This is a genomic window from Ectothiorhodosinus mongolicus (assembly GCF_022406875.1).
GTDB lineage: Bacteria > Pseudomonadota > Gammaproteobacteria > Ectothiorhodospirales > Ectothiorhodospiraceae > Ectothiorhodospira > Ectothiorhodospira mongolica.
The window spans coordinates 887,844-905,905 of the sequence record NZ_CP023018.1 but is presented as its reverse complement, the minus strand read 5'-3'; the positions used below and the strand labels follow the sequence as shown (position 1 = coordinate 905,905).

Sequence of the window (18,062 nt, the reverse complement as noted above, 5' to 3'; positions counted from 1 at the left end):
AGGAGGACATGGGCATCCCTGCCCGGGGAGCAAGTCCTTAGAAGTCCAAACGCATTCCAGCTGATAGAGCACTTGCAGTCTGACCAGCAGCGCCGGAGGGTGTGGCGCTGCGGGCAGCAGACCATGAAGTCAGGCTCGAGCCGCCGTCATTGCTGGTGGCAGCGTAAACACCGTAGAAGCGCAGATTGCGGTCGACGCGATACTCAACGCCAACCGCATAAAGATCCGCATCTTTATCGTTTAAGTTGTCGGCTTTCAGCGTGAAGTAGTGTGCATTCAAGAACCACGCTGGGCTCAAGCGGTATTGACCACCAAAACCATAGACATCGGCCTTATCACCTTTGGTGGCGGTAGTGACGTCACGAGTGCGCTCTGATTGCTGATAGAAGCCACCCAAAGTGAGATCGCTACTAACTCGATAGGAGGCAGCAAGACGGATGGCATCAGCTGTGAAGTCATCCATACTAGTAGCGGTGATACCCTGCTGCTCGAAAGCCAGGGCTGCGCGGAAGGGGCCGCTGCTATAGCTTAGAGACGTGCTGACGGCCGAACGCTTGTTTCCATCACTAGTATCGGCGTCACTGGTTTCTGGGGAGTACTGCAAATCAAGCACCAAACCGCTCATCGAGGGGCTGCGATAATGAATGCTGTTCTTAAAGCGCTCATCGAAGCGGCCAAAGTCGGTGGTCCGAGCTAAGTTGCGCATGTCACCAACGATGTCACCAAAGAAATTGGCAGGACCGCGAGCCCTCTTGAAGGGCGTGTCGAACTTGCCAATACGCAGCATGCCCCAGTCACCTTTAATGCCTGCAAAAGTATCGCGGCTAGAGATGTCCGTGTTGTCACTGCCCGTGTCAAATAAAATTTCGCCTTCGATCTGGAAAATGCCGGTAACGACACCAAAGTCGCGCTCGCCTTTGAAGCCCAAGCGGCTGGAGTTACTCGAGACGTTGACTTCCGAATAGTCTTTGCCGTCGTCCAAGTAATCAACCGACAGATTGGCGCGGCCATAAAGTGTGGTGTCGGCCATGGCCGGCATGGCCATACCCGCAGAGATCATTGCTGCAAGCAGTAGTTTACGTTTCATTACAGGGTGCTCCCCAAGGTCAAGTGAAATCAACAGGACGACATGTCCTGCAACCCAGGGCGCAGCTTGACGCGCGAATGTTTAATGCCGATGGAAGTTTCTTGAAAGGCCTATGAACATCCTGTTTAAGTTCTTGGGCATGCGCGTTGCAGTTTTAAGTCGATGGCCCACAAGCAGGAAAGCTTGGAGCACTTCGCGAATACGACTTATGGGCATAGTGTGGCCTACACCACAATGTGATTTTTGAGGGAACTTTGTTTTTGCACTAGAGTCATAACGGGTAAGCGCTCTCCCCTGAGCGCTGCCCGCTTACCCCCTGAGCGGGTTGCTCTGACTCCCCAAGTCGAGCCCAAGATTGCCCCGGTCTTTTGGCCGGGGCTTTTTTTACACTGGGGTACGACTCCATTGTTTTCTGTGGAGTAACCCCATAATACCTGAGTAAATTACTACACTTTTCAGTCATTTCATGTTCCAATGTACTCGAGCGCTGTAGCCCGGCGCTCCCCGCTAACCTCCCTGAGCGGGTTGGCCCGTTACCCCTCAAGTCGGGCCAAGCTCTGCCCCGGATACGGCCTTCCCCCGATGGCCCCGGGGCTTTTTTTCGCCAGAACTTTAACAAATGGGGTACGACCCCATTTGGGGTCGTACCCCATTTGTTAAGTCCAGCCGAGCCAGGCGTCTAAGATGCTGTGCAGATCTTCGATGCCCTCGGCCTTGAGAGAGGAAAAGGGTTGTACGGTGGCTTCGATATCGGCATCGCCGAGGGCAGCAGCCACTTGATGGGCGGTGGTAAGTGCCGGGCCGCGTTTGAGCTTATCGGCCTTGGTCAAGAGTATGTGAATGGCGAGTGCGTGCTCTTGGGCCCAGTGCAGCATCTGCCAGTCACCCTCGGTGAGCGGGTGGCGAATGTCCATGATCAGCACCAATCCTTTGAGGCACTCACGCTTGCCCAAATAGTCGCGCATGAGTTTGCCCCACTTGCGACGGATTTCCTCAGGCACCTTGGCGTAGCCATAGCCCGGGAGGTCGACCAAGCGTCGCTCCTCGTCTAGCGAAAAAAAATTGATCAATTGCGTGCGTCCCGGTGTCTTACTGGCACGGGCAAGTCCGCGCCGGCGGCACAAGGTATTAATGGCGCTGGATTTGCCTGCATTGGAGCGGCCGGCAAAAGCTACCTCATATCCAGAGTCCTCAGGCAGTCCGGAAAGGCGTGATGCGCTGAGTAGGAAGTTGGCTTGATTGTAGTAGGAATTCATAAGGATTTGCTTTTGCGGCTTAAAGGTTTGTGTGGTATACGTTAGCAGCTGGTCGAATTGCGGTCCGGGAGCCCGATCAAAATGAAAAAGTACCTTATTTTAGCCGTTGCCACCCTTGGTTTGAGTTTTTCCGCTAATGCGGTTGAGAATCTCGGTGGAGATGCCCAGCGGGGCCAAGGTTTGTCGACCCCGTGTATCGCCTGCCACATGGCTGATGGCAATAGCGTGAACCCTGCCTGGCCGAAAATTGCCGGTAAAGACGCAGGCTACCTGTATAAGCAGCTGTCTGACTACAAAGAAGGTCGCCGCAACAATCCGCTGATGATGCCTCAAGTGGCTAACTTAAGCGATCAGGATATGCGCGACTTGGCGACTTATTTCGCCGCGCAAACGACCGCTCCGGGACGCAGTGCGGCTGATGAAGAAACCCTGGCGCTGGGTCGGCAAATCTACTTTGGCGGCAACATGGCCTCTGGTGTCGCTGCTTGTGTGGCCTGTCACGGACCCACCGGAAAAGGTAATCCTGCGGCTATTTTCCCCAGCGTGGCTGCGCAGCATGGCGCCTATTCGCGCGATCAGCTGCACCAGTTTCGTGATGGCGTGCGCGCCAATGACCCCGGTCGCATGATGCGCAATGTCGCAGGCCGCATGACCGACGAGGAGATGGCCGCCGTTTCTGAATTCATGGCAACGCTCAGCGCCAACTAAAGGCTTATGCATGAAAATCTCGGGGTGGCTTCGGCCACCCTTCCTTTAGCAGAAGCACCCTCACCGACGGGCCAGAGCCTGCGGGTGCTCAGCTACAACGTCCAGGTTGGAATATCCTCTGGTCGCTACCACCACTATCTCACCAACAGTTGGAAGCATGTGCTGCCCTATCACGGCCGCATGGGCAATCTCGACAGTATCGCCCGGTTCATTGCTGGTTTTGACTTGGTGGGGCTACAGGAGCTGGATGCCGGTTCGCTGCGCAGCAACTTCATTAATCTGGCCGAATATCTCTCCAATCAAAGCCAGCTGACTTATTGGTACAGTCAGACCAACCGCAAGCTGGGTAAGCTCGCCCAGCACAGCCTCGGTCTTTTATCCCGATACCAACCGCATTCTGTGGTAGAGCACCGCTTGCCTGGCCGAATTCCCGGGCGCGGTGCGATAGAGGCACATTTCGGTGCGCCTGAGGGCGATAACTCCCTAGTGATCATGTTGGTGCATTTGTCACTGGGCAAAAAAGCCCGCCTCGAGCAAATGCACTACATCAGTGAGGTGCTGCGGGATCACGAACATGTGGTCGTGATGGGGGATATGAATACTCCAGCACATTCCTTGGAAGTCCAGCGCCTCGTGCGTTCAACCCGCCTTCAAGAACCCCTGCAATCGGCCAAGACCTATCCCAGTTGGCGGCCCATACACGCATTTGACCATATCCTAGTCACTCCTGGCCTGGGTGTGGAAAAAGTGCATGTCTATAATCTGAACTATTCGGATCATCTGCCCGTGGGCGTTGAGCTGACGGTGCCTGAGGGCGTGCGCTTAAACCAATTCTATGGCGAGCCTTTAATTCAATTAAATGCCTGATTCACCCGACATTTTGGTGTTTGGTGAGGTGCTGTTTGATTGTTTTGACGATCAGCAGGTGCTGGGTGGTGCGCCCTTTAATGTCGTCTGGAATCTTAAGGGTTTGGGGCGAAACCCCCTATTCGTCGGTGCCGTGGGTCATGATGCCTTAGGCCAACGTGTGATTGCATCGATGCGTACCTGGCATATGTCGCTTGCCGGCTTGGGTATGTCAGAAAACCACCCCACGGGTCGCGTCGAGGTGCACCTAAAAAACGGCGAGCCCAGCTACAAAATCCTCGCCGATCAGGCTTACGATCATATTGATGCCAGCCAGGTTCTTGAGAAGATGCCGCAGCATGGGCTGCTCTATCACGGCTCTTTGGCGTTGCGTGGAGAGGTCTCACGGCAAAATTTTCAGCATTTGTGTGATCAGACCCAGCCGCGCATTTTTCTCGACGTCAACCTCAGAGATCCTTGGTGGCAACATGATGAGGTGGTGGGGTATTTGCAGCAAGCCACATGGGCCAAACTCAATGAGCAGGAGTTGGCCATCTTGTCCTCACGACCCGAGTCTGCGCCGATTGAGCAGGCGCAGTGCTTGCGCGATGAATGTCAGCTTGAGGCAGTGATCGTGACGCGCGCGGCGCAAGGCGCTTTCGTGGTGAGTCGCGATGGAAGTGTGTTTGAGACACCGGCCCCAGCTGTACCTCAACTCATTGACACGGTTGGCGCTGGCGACGCATTTACTGCCGTCACTCTCATCGGCCTGATTGAAGCGTGGCCATGGCCGTTGATTCTGCAGCGCGCATCGGTTTATGCCGCCGCCATCTGCGCGATGCGCGGCGCAACTACTGACGATCCATTGTTCTACATCGAAGCCAAATCGGATTGGTCCTAATCCTTAGCTTTGCTCACGATTAAGCATGGCCGCCGTCAGTTTGGCCTCTTCGCCCTGCCCTAGATAAAGCGTGCGATGCGGGAAGGGAATTTCGATGCCTTCGTCGTCAAAACATAGCTTAATGCGGCGCAGGAATTCGCGACCCACAAACCACTGTTTGATCGGTAGGGTGCGAATTCGACCTTTGATGATGACGCCCGAGTCGTCGAATTTATCCACGCCGAAGATTTCAATATCGTCCAAAATGCTGGTGTGATACTCGGGATCATCCCGCAGTTCCTGACCGACTTTTTCAATCAGCTTCACCACGCGATCGGTGTTTTCTTTGTAGGCGACGGGGATGTCAAACACGTAGGCCGACCAGCCGTAGGTGAGATTGGTCATGGAACTGATCGAGCCATTGGGAAAGATGTGCACCTTGCCCTCGAGATCTCTTAGCTGCAGGGTGCGAAAATTAATCGACTCTACAAGACCACCGGTGCCGTTGACCACAGCCACATCACCCACTCGCACCTGATTCTCAAGAATCAGGAAAAAGCCACTGATCACATCGCGAACCAGGTTCTGGGCACCAAAGCCCACGGCCAGTCCTACCACCCCTGCGCTGGCTATGATTGGCGCAATGGATAATCCGAACTCATTGAGTATCACGAGAATGGAAACCACCCAAATCATGATGACCATGGCCTGACGCAGCAAGCGCACCAACGTTTCGGCACGTTTGCTGGCTTCTGAGGGGACCTCACCTTGTTGCTTGCCGCGTTCGATCAGGGATTTCTCGAGACGCCGCAGCCCGGATTTCAGGAAGCTGGCAATCAGCCAGGCGATTACCACTACCAGCAAAATGCGCAGGCTGGCGAAGATCAGATCCTGCCAAGCGACTTCCAAGAAATATTCAACGACGAATTCCATGATGGGTTCCTAGGCCGCCCAGCCCAACTCAGCGGCACGCTTGCGTGCCAATGCCGGGATGTCTTGTGCCACGAACTGGTGGTGCAGAACCTGCACGCCAATCATGTGGTTGATCACCGCATCGAGTTGCACTTGAGTCGAAGCGCTGGTGTCGGCGGCTTCATGTAACTGGAATAAGGCTTTGACACCATTCACATCCAATAACCCAGCATCTTGGATCGCTTGGTCAGACAAATATTGGTCGGCCAAGGCCCGCATTGCCGCCCATTTCTTGGGGTCGGTATGCGCTGGAGGCGCCATAAACGCGAACTTCTCGCGCTCGTACAACACCTTGGGCAGTAGGCCTTTCATGGCCTCACGCAGTACATATTTTTCGGTGCGGCCCTTGATGCGCATCGACGGCGGCAGATGTACAGCGCGTTCAGCGAGATGATGATCCAAAAACGGCGGCCGCGCTTCCATGGAATTGGCCATATCTACCCGATCACCGCCCCAAGTGAGAATTTGTCCCTCTAGCATGGTCTTGATCCACACATATTGCGCCTTATCCAAGGGATGGCGGCCGCGGATCATGTCGCCATCAAGCGCTTCAGCAATCGCCCGGCCCGGCTCATAGCCATGGATTTGATCGCGCATGGACTCCGACATCAGCCCTGGTGTGTGTATCGCGCTAGCCAACCATGGCTGCAAACAGGAGGGCGTAAAACCAACGAGTTTATCCAAGGCCGGATCACGCCATTCGTTTTCCGCCAGCATGGCGCCGGAGAACAGCTGATTACTCTCGGACAGCAGCTGTTGCCAGCTGGCGCGCTCTGCTGGACTTAAGGTATCGAGTCCATGCAGGAACATATCGCGGCGAAACGAGGGATAGCCGCCAAATAGCTCATCCGAGCCTTCACCCGTGACCACGACCCGATAACCGGCTTGATTGACATGGCGGCTCATCAGCAGCTTCGCAACGCCCAAGGTGTTGTAGATGGTGCGCTCGGCATGCCAAAGCGTTTCGACTAGATTGTCATAGAGATGCTCGGCTTTGAGGCGCATGATGTCTTGATCGGCGCCCACGCTCTGGGCCATCTCCTGAGCAATTGCCGTTTCATCGTAGTCCACATTGTCAAAGCCGATGGTGAAGGCTTTGACCGCTGACTGCTGCGACGCCGCTGCTAAGCCCAGCGTGATACAGGAATCAATGCCACCGGATAGATAACAGGCCACAGGTACATCGGCCTCCAGACGCAGCTGCACCGACTCCATGAGCGTTTCGCGAATGCCCTCGATGTAGAAATCCTCGTCGCGTTCTTGACCGCGTTCTTCGAGTAGTGGGAAATCCATGTCCCAGTAGCGTTCATCACGAATTTGCAGCTTCCCATGGCTGCGCTCAATGATCAGACAATGCCCTGGTTTGACCTGATGGATACCATCAAAGGCGGTGTGACCCGGCACCATAGTCTGCATCAGTTGGTGATACAGTCCCTGCGCCTCAAAGCGACGAGGTACTTCGGGGTGCGCAAACAACACTTTCAATTCCGAGCCGAAGACTAACGTGCCATTGACCTCGGTCCAGTACAAAGGTTTAACGCCAAAGCGGTCGCGAATCAGCATCAAGCGATCGCGGTGGCGATCATAAAGTGCAATGCCAAACTCGCCGCGCAGCTGTGGAAGCATGTCTTCCAAGCCCAAGCGCGGGTAGAGGTGCAAGACCATCTCCGAATCGCTCTTAGTGCGAAAGCGCGCGCCGCGTGAAACCAAATCCGCGCGAATGCGTTTGTAGTCATAAAGCTCACCATTGACCGCCAGCATCAGCTGTTTGTCCGCACTGACAAAAGGCTGGCGGGCGCGATTTTCGTCTAAATCGATAATGGTCAGGCGGGCATGAGAAAAGCCAACGCCACGATCTTTCTGCACCTCATAGCCAAAGCCATCCGGACCGCGGTGGTGCTGAATCGCGGCCATTGCCACCAGTGTGTTGGGATCAACAGGTTTTTGGGGGTCGGCGTGCATCACGCCGGCAATACCACACATAAAAAACTCCTTAAAACTTCAGGGTGTATCCATCACTTCGCTGATGCGTCGAACAATACAAGTAAGCAAAGCCATGCGGATAAACACGGCACCACGGGCTTGGGCGAAATACCAATTATGGGGCGTGTTATCTAAATCAGTGGACAGTTCCTCACCGCGAGCGAGAGGATGCAGGATGATGGCATCAGGTTTTAGTGGTGAACGTTGCGAAAGCCTCAGTTCCGAGCCCATGGCCTCAAAGCTGTCCCCCACCCAAGCGATGGCATTGATGTACACCACATCCAAAGCAGGTAGCTCAGTATTCAAGCTACGTGCGACGCGAATGGAGAGCCCTGCTGCAAGCAGTTCTGTTTCCTGACCCTCGCTAAACGGCTGATCTTCATCACTGATAATCACCACCTCGGAAATCGCTGAGGCGAACTTAGATAACAGGATGAGCAAGCTACGTACCGTGCGCATGCGTCCGGGAACGCCGATGATACCGATGCGGATGCGCTCTGCTTCCGCTAGCGAGGTATCCAAAAGGTTCGGATGCCATTTAAAAATCGTGTACAGGTCGGCCATCGCCTGCGTGGGATGCTCATCAATGCCATTGCCTGCGTTCACAATGGGAATGCGCAGGGCATCCAACATTTCATAAACCGAGTCGTTCTGGTTATTACGCAGGACGATGACATCGCCATAGTTGTTAAACATCTCCGCGATATCGGCAAGCGACTCGCCTTTGGCCATCCCCGTGCTCTTTGGGTCGGTAATCGACATGATGTCACCGCCTAGGCGGTGCCAAGCACTCTCGAAAGACAGACGCGTGCGGGTGCTGGGTTCATAAAAGGCACTGATCAGGATTTTACCTTGCAGTGGCAGATGCATCAGTGCCGGAGTGCTCTCATATTGAGCCGCCAAACGAAACAACTGAGTTAATGTGTCTCGATCAAACTGCCGCGCTGAGACCACGTGGCGATTGGAGAGTGTCAGTAAGGGATTGGGGTCCTCACTGATTTGTTCGGCCAGCGCCCGAGGTCGTTCAATACCGGCCGTGCCATCTTTGGGGCTGAGTGGCTTTTGTAGTTGGGATTCCCAGTTCATCGAGGTTCTTCCATGAGGGCGGTGGAAACTTGGGCGTCTGCGCTGTCGACCTCAATTTTGGAGATTTCCAACAACGCCTGTTCGGTCGTCATAACCCGCGCATAGCGATCTTTCATGGTCAAAATGGTTGCCCGCTCCAACTCGGGGGTCACGGTGGCCACGGCATCGCTGATCAAGGTGGTGTAAAAACCCAGATCACAGGCGTCGCGGATGGCTGTGCTGACGCATTCATTGCTGTAAACGCCAACGATGAATAAGGCGGTCACTTCCAGATTGCGCAGAACGTACTCAATATTGGTGGAAGTGAAGACGCCACTGGCGGTTTTATTGATGATGATCTCATCGCCTTGAGGAGCGACGATTTCTAGGAACTCCGCCTCCTTGGAGCCGGGTGCGGCATGCAGGCCCAAACGTTTATGGCCTGGTCCGCGATCGCGTCCATCATGGGTCATAGATTGGATGCGGGTATGAATGACCTCCAGACCCAGCGAGCGAAAACCATCTTGCAGCCGCCGCACATTGGGCAGCACCAGATTATCCAAACGCTCAAAATAATAATCCTGAGCCTCCGCCGGCAGTCCCGAACGCTCGGCATCGGCGAAAATACCCCAGCCTCGGGCAGCATCCAGATACTGCAAATCAATACATAACAGTGCCGCATGATGCGCGCCCAAAGCCCGGCTCAGGGCGCGATTACTGATTAAGGTCTCGCGATATTGCTCGCGCAAGGGGTCGAGATTATCGAAGCGGGTATCGCGCTGTGCATCCAACTCATTCATCGTAAAGTTTCTCCTGTACCCACTGCCAATGAGAGGGAGGCTTGCAGCAGCACATTGGCCCCTCGCTCAATATCTTCCCAATTGGTCCACTCGGCTGCGGAATGACTGCGACCCTCAATACTGGGCACGAACACCATGCCGGTGCGCGTCATGCTGGCCATGATTTGTGCATCATGAGCAGCACCACTGGGCAGGCACATATGCTTAAGATCCAAGGCGCGGGCCTTATCGCTCAACAGCTGCACCAAGCCAGCGTCACATCGCTGGGGTGTAATCTCTGAGAGCACCTCAAACTCGAACATCAGTTGCCGACGTCTGGCCAGTGCTGATAGCGTTCGCCGGAACGCATCGCTGAGGTTGGAGAGCACATCGGCATCGGTGTCGCGCACATCCAGTGAGAAAGCCGTGCTGCCCGGAACGGTATTGGCAGCTCCCGGGGAGAGCTCAACACGACCAATGGTCGCGCGGCTATGCGGGCTGCCATGTTCTTCTAGAATGCGGTCAATGGCAAAAGCGAACTCAGCCAGTCCCTGAAAACTGTCTTGACGCATGTGCATGGGCGTGGTGCCCGCATGGTTGGTTTGCCCCTTTAGGGTCACTTCCCACTTGAATAGTCCGGTGATGGCTTCCACCACGCCGATGCTGATATCACCGCGATCCAACACTGGGCCCTGTTCAATATGTAGCTCTAAATAAGCTTTGATGGCATCGCGTGGCCGACGAGCAAATAACGCGGCATTGGCATCCATACCCCAAGCTGCCATTGCCTCGGTCAGAGAAACCCCCTCAAGATCCCGGGCCTCATGGATCATCGCCGGAGTGAGCTGGCCGGCCATCGCCTGAGAACCAAATAAGCCGCCAAAGCGACCTTCTTCATCTGTAAAATTGACCACTTCCATGGGATGGCGCAGTGGTGTTTCGGATTCTTGAATACTGCGCAGAATCTCCAAGCCCACCAGCACGCCAAGGGCGCCATCCAAGGGTCCGCCGCCAGGAACCGTATCAAGGTGCGAGCCGATCATGATGCTGGGCGATTGCCCATCCCAAGCCAAGCGACCGTGTTGATTGGCAGCGCCATCTTCGAAATAATCGAGGTGAGCGGCCTCAATCTGGCTTTGCAGCCAGCGACGACCAGCCAGATCGCCTTCACTAAAGGCCATGCGGTAGATGCCCTGATCTGGGCCGCGGCCTATAGCCGCCAGCGCTTCAACATCACGCCTGAGTCGGTCGATATTGATCGAAACGGGTTTGTCGGTCATCAATATTCAGCCTTTTGGCTGCCTAATCGAAACGACAGGCAGAGCTGCCAGGCAGGAGTGCATCGCATGGGTTGAGGATCTTTTGTTACCCTACCACCTATCCCCGAAGTGCTCAAATTCACCCTTCGTTGTGGGAAACGGGAGAACGCCATGCTGAAGGAGTTACGTCAGGCTCTCAGCGATCATCGAGAACTGGTTTACCTGCTGTTGCGCCGATATCAGTCTTTGGGCCGACCTTTTCTGTTGCGCTCGGATGTCAAAGACCATTACCTAGCCATGCTTGCTGAGCGCGACATGGAGGATGAGGAAGACAGTCCGCTGGCGCGCTTGATGGAAGATATCCAGGAGCTGGCTATCGCTTGGCCGGTCGTAGCCTTAGCGCTGCGCCCCCGAGTTGGCCGTACCTATTATCTGAGCTTGCATGCCGATGACCTGACGCTTGAACCTATGGATGTTTCACATTTTCTGGCATTCAAAGAGCGCTTGGTGATTCCGGCATTGGCTGAGCAACATCCTCTGGTATTTGATATCGGAGCATTTAACCGCAATGTGCCGCGTATGCGAGAGTCGCGCTCCATTGGTCAGGGGGTTTCCTTTCTTAACCGCAAGCTGTCCAGCGAACTATTCGATCAGCAAGGTCGCGGTCTGACACAGTTGCTGCGGTTTTTAAGAGAACACCGCTGTCAGGGCGAGCAGTTGATGCTCAATGATCGTATTGCCGATGTGGATAGTCTGCGCAAAGCAATCCGCGAGGCCATTCGGGTCTTACGCAAGTCTCCCGCTGAGACTCCTTGGAAGGCGCACGCACATCGTTTGCAAGATCTTGGTTTTGAGGTCGGCTGGGGTGGTGATGCGTCGCGCGCCATCGATACTCTGCAGCTGCTTTCCGAACTGTTAGAGGCGCCCTCGCCCGATACTTTGGAGCGATTCCTCGCGCGTATCCCCATGATCTTCAGTCTGTTGATTCTCTCGCCACATGGCTTTTTTGGGCAGGATAATGTTTTGGGGCGGCCCGATACCGGTGGTCAAGTGGTCTATATCTTGGATCAGGTCCGGGCTTTGGAGCGTGAGATGCGCCAGCGTCTGGTGGAACAAGGCTTAGATATCCACCCCAATATTCTGGTGGTAACACGCCTGTTGCCCGATGCTCAGGGCACGACCTGTGATCAGGCCGAGGAACCCATTCGCGGTACGCGCAACGCCCGCATTCTGCGCGTACCATTTCGCAGCAGCGATGGCGAAATCCTGCCCAGTTGGATCTCCCGTTTTGAGATTTGGCCCTATTTGGAACGCTTTGCCGACGATGCCGAGACGCGGGTATTGGCCGAACTGGGTGGTCGTCCGGATCTGATTGTGGGTAACTATTCCGACGGTAATTTGGTAGCCACGCTGCTGGCCAATCGCCTTCATGTGACTCAGTGTAATATCGCCCATGCGCTAGAGAAGACCAAGTATCTCTATTCAGATTTGTACTGGCAGGACAATGAGCCGCAGTACCATTTTTCTTGTCAGTTTACGGCGGATTTGATTGCCATGAATGCGGCAGATTTTATTATCACCAGCACCTTTCAGGAGATCGCCGGTACGGATTACAGCATCGGCCAGTACGAAAGCTACGGCCAATTCACGCTGCCGGATTTATATCGGGTGGTCAATGGCGTGGATGTGTTCGATCCGCGCTTTAACATTGTCTCGCCGGGTGCTGATGCCGAGGTCTACTATGCCTACACCAATTCCGAGCGGCGCCTTAGTGGGCTGCACACTGAACTTGAGGAAATGCTGTTCGGCGGGCCCTCTGAAGATGCGCGAGGCGTGTTGGCAGATCCAGAAAAGCCAGTGGTGTTTTCCATGGCGCGCTTGGATCACATCAAGAACATCACTGGGCTGCTGACTTGGTATGCACAGAACCCAAGGCTTCGCGAACAGGCCAATTTGGTGCTGATTGCCGGCCATGTGGATAGCAGTCAATCCGATGATCGTGAAGAGCGAGAGCAGATCGCTCGAATGCACGCTCTTTTTGATGAGCATGGCTTGGATGAACAGGTTCGCTGGTTGGGCGTACGTTTGGACAAGACGCTGTCCGGGGAGCTTTATCGGTTTATCGCCGATCGTCGCGGCATTTTCGTGCAGCCAGCGCTGTTTGAGGCCTTTGGGTTGACGGTGATTGAGTCCATGGTCTCTGGCTTACCGACCTTTGCTACACAATATGGCGGACCACTAGAAATCATTGAACATGGCCATTCGGGCTTTCATATCGACCCCAATCATGGCGAGCAGGCCGCTGAGTTAATCAGTGAGTTCTTCACGCGCTGCGCGGATGAGCCCGACTATTGGCAGCAGATTTCTGATGCCGGTATGCAGCGGGTGGCAGATCGTTATACCTGGGATCGTTATGCTGAGCGGATGATGACTTTGTCACGTATTTACGGTTTTTGGAAATACGTCACTGATCTTGAGCGCTCGGAAACCCGCCGCTATCTGCAGATGTTCTACAGCCTGCAGTATCGGCGTCTAGCCGAGCAGATTCAGGGTCACTGATCAGATGTGGCGGCAGCGGGTTTCCACCAGTCGTGTGGAAGCCAGCATCGCCAAGGCAGCAAAGCCAGTGAGTAGCCACAGACCGCGTTGATAGTCGCTGGCTTCATAAACTGGTACGCCCGCCACCAACTGCCCGGACCAACCCAGGTCCATGGCCCAGCCAAACAGAGGCTGGAACAGGGCTGTGCCCAGAAATAAGCCGGTATTGACCAGCGCGATGGCCATCCCAGACAGTGCCACAGGCGCGACTTCCTTGGCATGGGCATAGGCCACCACAAAGCATCCAGCGCTTAGTCCCAACATCACGAATAAGGCCATGCCACCAGCGCCCGGTCCCCACGGCAAAAACAGGAAGGACAAACAAATCGTCAGATAAGCCAAGGCACCGCCCTGCAAAATAGGCCGGCGGCGCCCTAGTCGATCAGATACGTTACCTGCGATCAGACAGCCTAGAGCAAAGGCCACAGTCGCCAGGGTGGTGTATACCGAAGCTTCACCTCGGGTCAGGCCATGCACATCGCGCAGCAGCGGTACCGCCCAAAGTCCCAACATCCCGAACAGACTGCCGGTGATGCCAAAGTCATAAACAAAGCCCGGCCAAAGCTTGCGGTTTTTTAACACCGATCCTAGATCGCGCAGCCAGTGTTGCTCGCGCGGCTGAGGCGGGGGTAGACCTTCCATCTCTGCCACCGAGGGAAAGCCCAATTGCTCAGGCTTATCGCGCACCAGCCACCAAGACAATAAGGCTAAGCCAATGGCCACAATGCCCAAAGCCACAAACAGGGTTCGCCAGTCCACCGCCAGTAGCATCAGTGCCAAGGGTCCGGTGGCGGCGATTGCCCCCATATTCCCCAGCAGCAAGGTCAGACCGCTGATGCTCCCGTATTTGCGGCTACTAAACCACACGGTATTACTTTTCATCAGCCCAACGAAAACCACCGAAACCCCAAGACCCACAAGAAAGCGCCCAATGCTGGCGGTGGCTAAGGTGTCAGCTAAGCCGAAAATAATGGAGCCGCTGCCGGCCACGACATTGCCGATGGTGACCGCAAAACGTGAGCCTAATGTGTCGGCAAGAATGCCGGCGGGCATTTGCATGACCGTGTAGATATAGAAGTACATCGCCGATAACGAGCCCAGCGCGGCAGCCGTGATACCAAAAGCCTCAGCCAGCTCAGCAGACACCATGGCTGGCGCAAAGCGGTGAAAAAACACCAACATATAAGCCGCGATGAGGATGCTGTAGATGGTCCAGCGGGTGCGCTCAAAGCGCGCCTGATCGAAGTTTTGCATGGATTTTCGTTCTTTTGGTATTAATCCGAGCCCACATCTTAGCGTAGACTCGCTGCATGTCACTCACAGGTCAAAAAATTTTACTCGGTGTGTCGGCCGGTATCGCTGCCTATAAAAGCTGCGAGCTGGTGCGCCGCTTGATCGAGGCGGGCGCTGAGGTGCGCGTGGTGATGACGCGCAGTGCTACTGAGTTTGTTACGCCACTAACTTTTCAGGCCTTATCCGGACATCCGGTACGCACTGATTTATTCGATGCCCAAGCCGAGGCAGGGATGGATCATATCGAGCTGGCACGCTGGCCTGATCAGGTACTGATTGCACCAGCCACCGCTGATCTGATGGCGCGTTTGGCTCATGGTCTAGCCGATGATTTGCTCACCACCGTGTGTCTAGCAACGCAGGCCCCGATTGCTCTGGCGCCCACCATGAATCAAGGCATGTGGTCGGCGCCCGCCACACAGCGCAATGTGCGCTTGCTGGATGCGTTGGGCTACCGGCTCTATGGACCCAGCAGCGGTGAACAGGCTTGCGGTGACGTGGGGCCGGGCCGTATGTGGGAACCGCAGCAGTTGTTGGAAGCGCTGCAAACAACCGGCGTCAACGGCCCATTAGCAGGTCTGCATATTTTGTTAACCGCTGGACCCACCCGCGAGCCCATTGATCCAGTGCGTTATCTGTCCAACCGCAGTTCGGGACGCATGGGTTTCGCCCTAGCCGCTGCGGCGCGCCGCGCTGGTGCGCAGGTGACCTTGGTGCATGGGCCCGTGACTATCCCTATTCCTGCTGGTATTGAAGCGGTGGCGGTGGAAACTGCGCAGCAAATGCACACGGCCGTGATGTCGCGCGTTAGCTCCGCGGATGTGTTTATCGCTACCGCTGCCGTAGCCGATTATCGTCCCGAATCGCCGGCTTCCGAAAAAATCAAAAAACAATCAGAGCATCTGCAGCTCGAATTGGCGCGCACATCCGATATTCTCGCCGAGGTGGCCGCTTTGCCGCGCCGACCTTTCGTCGTGGGCTTTGCTGCTGAGACTCAGCAAGTGAAGCAGCATGCTTTAGCCAAGCTCGAGAGCAAGCAGCTCGACATGATTGCTGCCAATGATGTATCTGCGGGTCAAGGCTTTGATCAAGAAGACAATGCGCTACAGGTGTTCTGGCCGGGTGGTGAGCACATGTTGCCGCGTCAGTCCAAACATCAGCTGGCTGAGGCTTTGTTGCAGCTGGTGGCAGAGCGGGTCAAACAAAAATAAAAACCCTAGGAGAGCAGTTCATGAGCTTGGCGCGCCGACAAAAAGTGCAGGTGAAGATTCTGGACCCTCGACTCGGCAGTGAGTTTCCCCTGCCGGCAACGGCAACGCCCGGCTCAGCGGGGGTAGACCTGCGCGCCTGTATCGATGCGCCGCTCAGTCTCAAGCCCGGTGAGACGCAGCTCATTCCCACGGGTATGGCCATGTATATCGGCGATTCCGGTTTGGCGGCGCTGCTGCTGCCGCGCTCCGGTTTGGGTCACAAAAATGGCATCGTCTTGGGAAATCTGACCGGACTGATCGATTCGGATTATCAAGGCCCTTTGATGGTGTCTCTATGGAACCGTGGCAATCAAGATTTCGAGATCCAGCCGGGAGATCGTATCGCCCAGATGATCTTGGTGCCGGTGATTCAGCCCGAGTTCGAGGTGGTCGATACCTTTGTCGATAGTGAGCGTGGCGCTGCAGGCTTTGGTTCATCAGGCCAGCGCTAGGGCCTATTCAATATGGCTTTGCGCGCTCTGCGAGTGCTAATCTAAGCGTTTTTATGGGCACTGCTTTGGAGTACTGGCGCATGACCGACAATACCCCCATGGATCCGGATAATGCCAAAACCGTTGCCCGGGTGCTGACGGAGGCTTTGCCCTATATCCAACGTTTTTCGAAAAAGACTTTGGTTATCAAATACGGCGGCAATGCCATGGTCGATGAAGACCTAAAACGCGGTTTTGCGCGCGATATCGTCTTGCTCAAACAGGTGGGTATGAACCCTGTGGTCGTCCACGGCGGTGGTCCTCAGATCGGTAAACTGCTGGCCCAGCTGGGTAAAGAGACGCGCTTTGTCGACGGCTTGCGGGTCACCGATCGGGAAACCATGGACGTGGTGCAAATGGTCCTAGGCGGACTGGTGAACAAAGAGATCGTCAATCTCATCAACCAATTTGGCGGTCGCGCTGTAGGTCTGACCGGCAAGGATGGTGGCCTCATCCGGGCTCGGCGCCTGGAACATCGCCGCATGGCCACTGATCCCGAGGCCTCAGAGATTATCGATCTAGGTCATGTTGGCGAGGTGGCATCAATCGACCCTTCGGTGGTGCATATGCTGGATTCTGGTAACTTCATACCGGTGATTGCCCCTGTGGGTGTGGGTGAGGATGGTATGGCATACAACATCAATGCCGACCTAGTTGCCGGCAAGATGGCCTCGGTGTTGGGCGCGGAAAAATTGATTTTGTTGACCAATACGCCGGGTGTCTTGGATGGCCAGGGTCAGCTACTGACCGGGCTGACTGCCCAACAGGTCGACGACCTGATCGCCGATGGCACGATTCATGGCGGCATGATTCCAAAAATTCACTGTGCGCTGGACGCGGTCAAATCGGGTGTGCGTGCTGCGCACATTATTGATGGGCGTGTCAGTCATGCGGTGATGCTGGAGTTGCTGACCGACAAGGGTGTGGGAACGCTGATCCGCGGCTAAGCAATCCCGTATTGCTGGCGGTAAGCCCCGACTGCGCTGCGGTATTCCTCCAATTCCGGCATGTCCTCAAGAAAGCGGGAAAGATCGGCCAGATTAGCGATCGCCAAAACGCTCAGGCCGTAATCGCGCTCCACTTCCTGAATGGCCGACAAGTCGCCTTTGCCGCGTTCTTGTCGATCCAAGGCGATTAAAACCCCGGCGGGGGTGGCGCCAGCAGCTTGGATGATGTCCACCGATTCGCGAATCGCGGTGCCAGCGGTAATCACGTCGTCGATAATTAAAACGCGCCCCTGCAGCGGCGCGCCCACCAGATTACCGCCTTCACCGTGATCCTTGGCTTCTTTGCGATTGAAACACCAGGGATAATTGCGACCATGCTGGGTGGACAATGTCATCGCAGTGCTGGCCGCCAGCGGAATGCCCTTATAAGCCGGTCCAAACAACATATCGATCTCCAGTCCTGAGTCGACCAAGGTCTGAGCGTAATACTGTCCCAGGCGTGCCAAATCCTCCCCCGTATTAAACAGTCCGGCATTAAAGAAATATGGGCTTTGACGCCCTGATTTCAGCGTAAATGTGCCAAAGCGCAGAACTTGGCGGCTCAAGCAATATTCAAGGAATTCGTTTTTGAAGTGGGTCATCGATGCG

Annotated in this window: 16 protein-coding genes; 7 read left to right on the top strand and 9 right to left on the bottom strand. The window is 55.3% G+C overall.

Going from position 1 to position 18,062, the window contains the following annotated elements:
- Positions 1 to 37 precede the first annotated feature (37 nt).
- Positions 38 to 1,087, bottom strand: coding sequence for a porin (locus CKX93_RS04150; RefSeq protein WP_076755442.1), 1,050 nt, complete (start codon positions 1,085 to 1,087; stop codon positions 38 to 40).
- A gap of 656 nt (positions 1,088 to 1,743) precedes the next feature.
- A complete protein-coding gene (gene yihA, locus CKX93_RS04145; protein ID WP_076755441.1) occupies positions 1,744 to 2,343 on the bottom strand; it encodes a ribosome biogenesis GTP-binding protein YihA/YsxC in 600 nt (199 codons plus the stop codon).
- A gap of 81 nt (positions 2,344 to 2,424) precedes the next feature.
- Between yihA and CKX93_RS04140 the strand changes: the two genes are divergently transcribed.
- From CKX93_RS04140 to CKX93_RS04130, 3 genes are read left to right on the top strand one after another with little or no spacing between them, the layout of a single operon-like run.
- Positions 2,425 to 3,051 carry a c-type cytochrome gene (locus CKX93_RS04140; RefSeq protein ID WP_076755440.1) on the top strand — a complete coding sequence of 209 codons (627 nt, stop codon included), beginning with the start codon at positions 2,425 to 2,427 and terminating at the stop codon, positions 3,049 to 3,051.
- Between the two features lie 6 nt (positions 3,052 to 3,057).
- Complete coding sequence (locus tag CKX93_RS04135) at positions 3,058 to 3,918, top strand: endonuclease/exonuclease/phosphatase family protein (RefSeq protein ID WP_084178655.1); 861 nt, start codon at positions 3,058 to 3,060, stop codon at positions 3,916 to 3,918.
- Complete coding sequence (locus CKX93_RS04130; protein ID WP_076755439.1) at positions 3,911 to 4,798, top strand: PfkB family carbohydrate kinase; 888 nt, start codon at positions 3,911 to 3,913, stop codon at positions 4,796 to 4,798. The genes CKX93_RS04135 and CKX93_RS04130 overlap by 8 nt, the downstream gene beginning before the upstream one ends.
- Positions 4,799 to 4,801: 3 nt before the next feature.
- Here the strand turns inward: CKX93_RS04130 and CKX93_RS04125 are convergent, their stop codons facing one another.
- From CKX93_RS04125 to CKX93_RS04105, 5 genes are read right to left on the bottom strand one after another with little or no spacing between them, the layout of a single operon-like run.
- A complete protein-coding gene (locus CKX93_RS04125; RefSeq protein WP_076755438.1) occupies positions 4,802 to 5,710 on the bottom strand; it encodes a mechanosensitive ion channel family protein in 909 nt (302 codons plus the stop codon).
- A 9-nt stretch (positions 5,711 to 5,719) separates the two neighbouring features.
- On the bottom strand, positions 5,720 to 7,732 hold the full coding sequence (gene asnB / locus CKX93_RS04120) for an asparagine synthase (glutamine-hydrolyzing) (protein WP_076755437.1): 2,013 nt from the start codon (positions 7,730 to 7,732) through the stop codon (positions 5,720 to 5,722).
- Positions 7,733 to 7,750: 18 nt separating this feature from the next.
- The gene (locus CKX93_RS04115) at positions 7,751 to 8,818 is read right to left on the bottom strand and encodes an aspartate/ornithine carbamoyltransferase family protein (RefSeq protein WP_076755436.1); all 1,068 of its coding nucleotides are present in this window, start codon (positions 8,816 to 8,818) and stop codon (positions 7,751 to 7,753) included.
- Positions 8,815 to 9,597: a cysteine hydrolase family protein gene (locus CKX93_RS04110; RefSeq protein ID WP_076755435.1), complete on the bottom strand. Its 783-nt coding sequence runs from the start codon at positions 9,595 to 9,597 to the stop codon at positions 8,815 to 8,817. The genes CKX93_RS04115 and CKX93_RS04110 overlap by 4 nt, the downstream gene beginning before the upstream one ends.
- The gene (locus CKX93_RS04105; RefSeq protein ID WP_076755434.1) at positions 9,594 to 10,856 is read right to left on the bottom strand and encodes a Zn-dependent hydrolase; all 1,263 of its coding nucleotides are present in this window, start codon (positions 10,854 to 10,856) and stop codon (positions 9,594 to 9,596) included. Before CKX93_RS04105 ends, CKX93_RS04110 begins: the two co-directional genes overlap by 4 nt.
- Positions 10,857 to 11,006: 150 nt before the next feature.
- Here CKX93_RS04105 and CKX93_RS04100 point away from each other — a divergent pair, with 150 nt between their 5' ends.
- On the top strand, positions 11,007 to 13,394 hold the full coding sequence (locus tag CKX93_RS04100; RefSeq protein WP_076755433.1) for a sucrose synthase: 2,388 nt from the start codon (positions 11,007 to 11,009) through the stop codon (positions 13,392 to 13,394).
- On the opposite strand, the gene CKX93_RS04095 is transcribed toward CKX93_RS04100, so the two are convergent.
- Complete coding sequence (locus CKX93_RS04095; RefSeq protein ID WP_076755432.1) at positions 13,395 to 14,687, bottom strand: MFS transporter; 1,293 nt, start codon at positions 14,685 to 14,687, stop codon at positions 13,395 to 13,397.
- 56 nt (positions 14,688 to 14,743) lie between these two features.
- Between CKX93_RS04095 and coaBC the strand changes: the two genes are divergently transcribed.
- The 3 genes from coaBC (at position 14,744) to argB (ending at position 17,414) form a co-directional block, all read left to right on the top strand.
- Complete coding sequence (gene coaBC / locus CKX93_RS04090) at positions 14,744 to 15,937, top strand: bifunctional phosphopantothenoylcysteine decarboxylase/phosphopantothenate--cysteine ligase CoaBC (RefSeq protein ID WP_076755431.1); 1,194 nt, start codon at positions 14,744 to 14,746, stop codon at positions 15,935 to 15,937.
- A 20-nt stretch (positions 15,938 to 15,957) separates the two neighbouring features.
- The gene (gene dut / locus CKX93_RS04085) at positions 15,958 to 16,428 is read left to right on the top strand and encodes a dUTP diphosphatase (RefSeq protein WP_076755430.1); all 471 of its coding nucleotides are present in this window, start codon (positions 15,958 to 15,960) and stop codon (positions 16,426 to 16,428) included.
- 80 nt (positions 16,429 to 16,508) lie between these two features.
- A complete protein-coding gene (argB, locus tag CKX93_RS04080; protein WP_420828609.1) occupies positions 16,509 to 17,414 on the top strand; it encodes an acetylglutamate kinase in 906 nt (301 codons plus the stop codon).
- Here argB and pyrE read toward each other — a convergent pair.
- Positions 17,411 to 18,055, bottom strand: coding sequence for an orotate phosphoribosyltransferase (gene pyrE / locus CKX93_RS04075; RefSeq protein ID WP_076755429.1), 645 nt, complete (start codon positions 18,053 to 18,055; stop codon positions 17,411 to 17,413). The two genes, argB and pyrE, sit on opposite strands and share 4 nt — an antisense overlap.
- Positions 18,056 to 18,062: the final 7 nt, after the last annotated feature.

Excerpts from the sequence above, each read along its gene's own strand:
- CKX93_RS04150 (WP_076755442.1), bottom strand. The coding sequence starts at position 1,087 with ATGAAACGTAAACTACTGCTTGCAGCAATGATCTCTGCGGGTATGGCC.
- yihA (WP_076755441.1), bottom strand. The coding sequence starts at position 2,343 with ATGAATTCCTACTACAATCAAGCCAACTTCCTACTCAGCGCATCACGC.
- CKX93_RS04140 (WP_076755440.1), top strand. The coding sequence starts at position 2,425 with ATGAAAAAGTACCTTATTTTAGCCGTTGCCACCCTTGGTTTGAGTTTT.
- CKX93_RS04135 (WP_084178655.1), top strand. The coding sequence starts at position 3,058 with ATGCATGAAAATCTCGGGGTGGCTTCGGCCACCCTTCCTTTAGCAGAA.
- CKX93_RS04130 (WP_076755439.1), top strand. The coding sequence starts at position 3,911 with ATGCCTGATTCACCCGACATTTTGGTGTTTGGTGAGGTGCTGTTTGAT.
- CKX93_RS04125 (WP_076755438.1), bottom strand. The coding sequence starts at position 5,710 with ATGGAATTCGTCGTTGAATATTTCTTGGAAGTCGCTTGGCAGGATCTG.
- asnB (WP_076755437.1), bottom strand. The coding sequence starts at position 7,732 with ATGTGTGGTATTGCCGGCGTGATGCACGCCGACCCCCAAAAACCTGTT.
- CKX93_RS04115 (WP_076755436.1), bottom strand. The coding sequence starts at position 8,818 with ATGAACTGGGAATCCCAACTACAAAAGCCACTCAGCCCCAAAGATGGC.
- CKX93_RS04110 (WP_076755435.1), bottom strand. The coding sequence starts at position 9,597 with ATGAATGAGTTGGATGCACAGCGCGATACCCGCTTCGATAATCTCGAC.
- CKX93_RS04105 (WP_076755434.1), bottom strand. The coding sequence starts at position 10,856 with ATGACCGACAAACCCGTTTCGATCAATATCGACCGACTCAGGCGTGAT.
- CKX93_RS04100 (WP_076755433.1), top strand. The coding sequence starts at position 11,007 with ATGCTGAAGGAGTTACGTCAGGCTCTCAGCGATCATCGAGAACTGGTT.
- CKX93_RS04095 (WP_076755432.1), bottom strand. The coding sequence starts at position 14,687 with ATGCAAAACTTCGATCAGGCGCGCTTTGAGCGCACCCGCTGGACCATC.
- coaBC (WP_076755431.1), top strand. The coding sequence starts at position 14,744 with ATGTCACTCACAGGTCAAAAAATTTTACTCGGTGTGTCGGCCGGTATC.
- dut (WP_076755430.1), top strand. The coding sequence starts at position 15,958 with ATGAGCTTGGCGCGCCGACAAAAAGTGCAGGTGAAGATTCTGGACCCT.
- argB (WP_420828609.1), top strand. The coding sequence starts at position 16,509 with ATGACCGACAATACCCCCATGGATCCGGATAATGCCAAAACCGTTGCC.
- pyrE (WP_076755429.1), bottom strand. The coding sequence starts at position 18,055 with ATGACCCACTTCAAAAACGAATTCCTTGAATATTGCTTGAGCCGCCAA.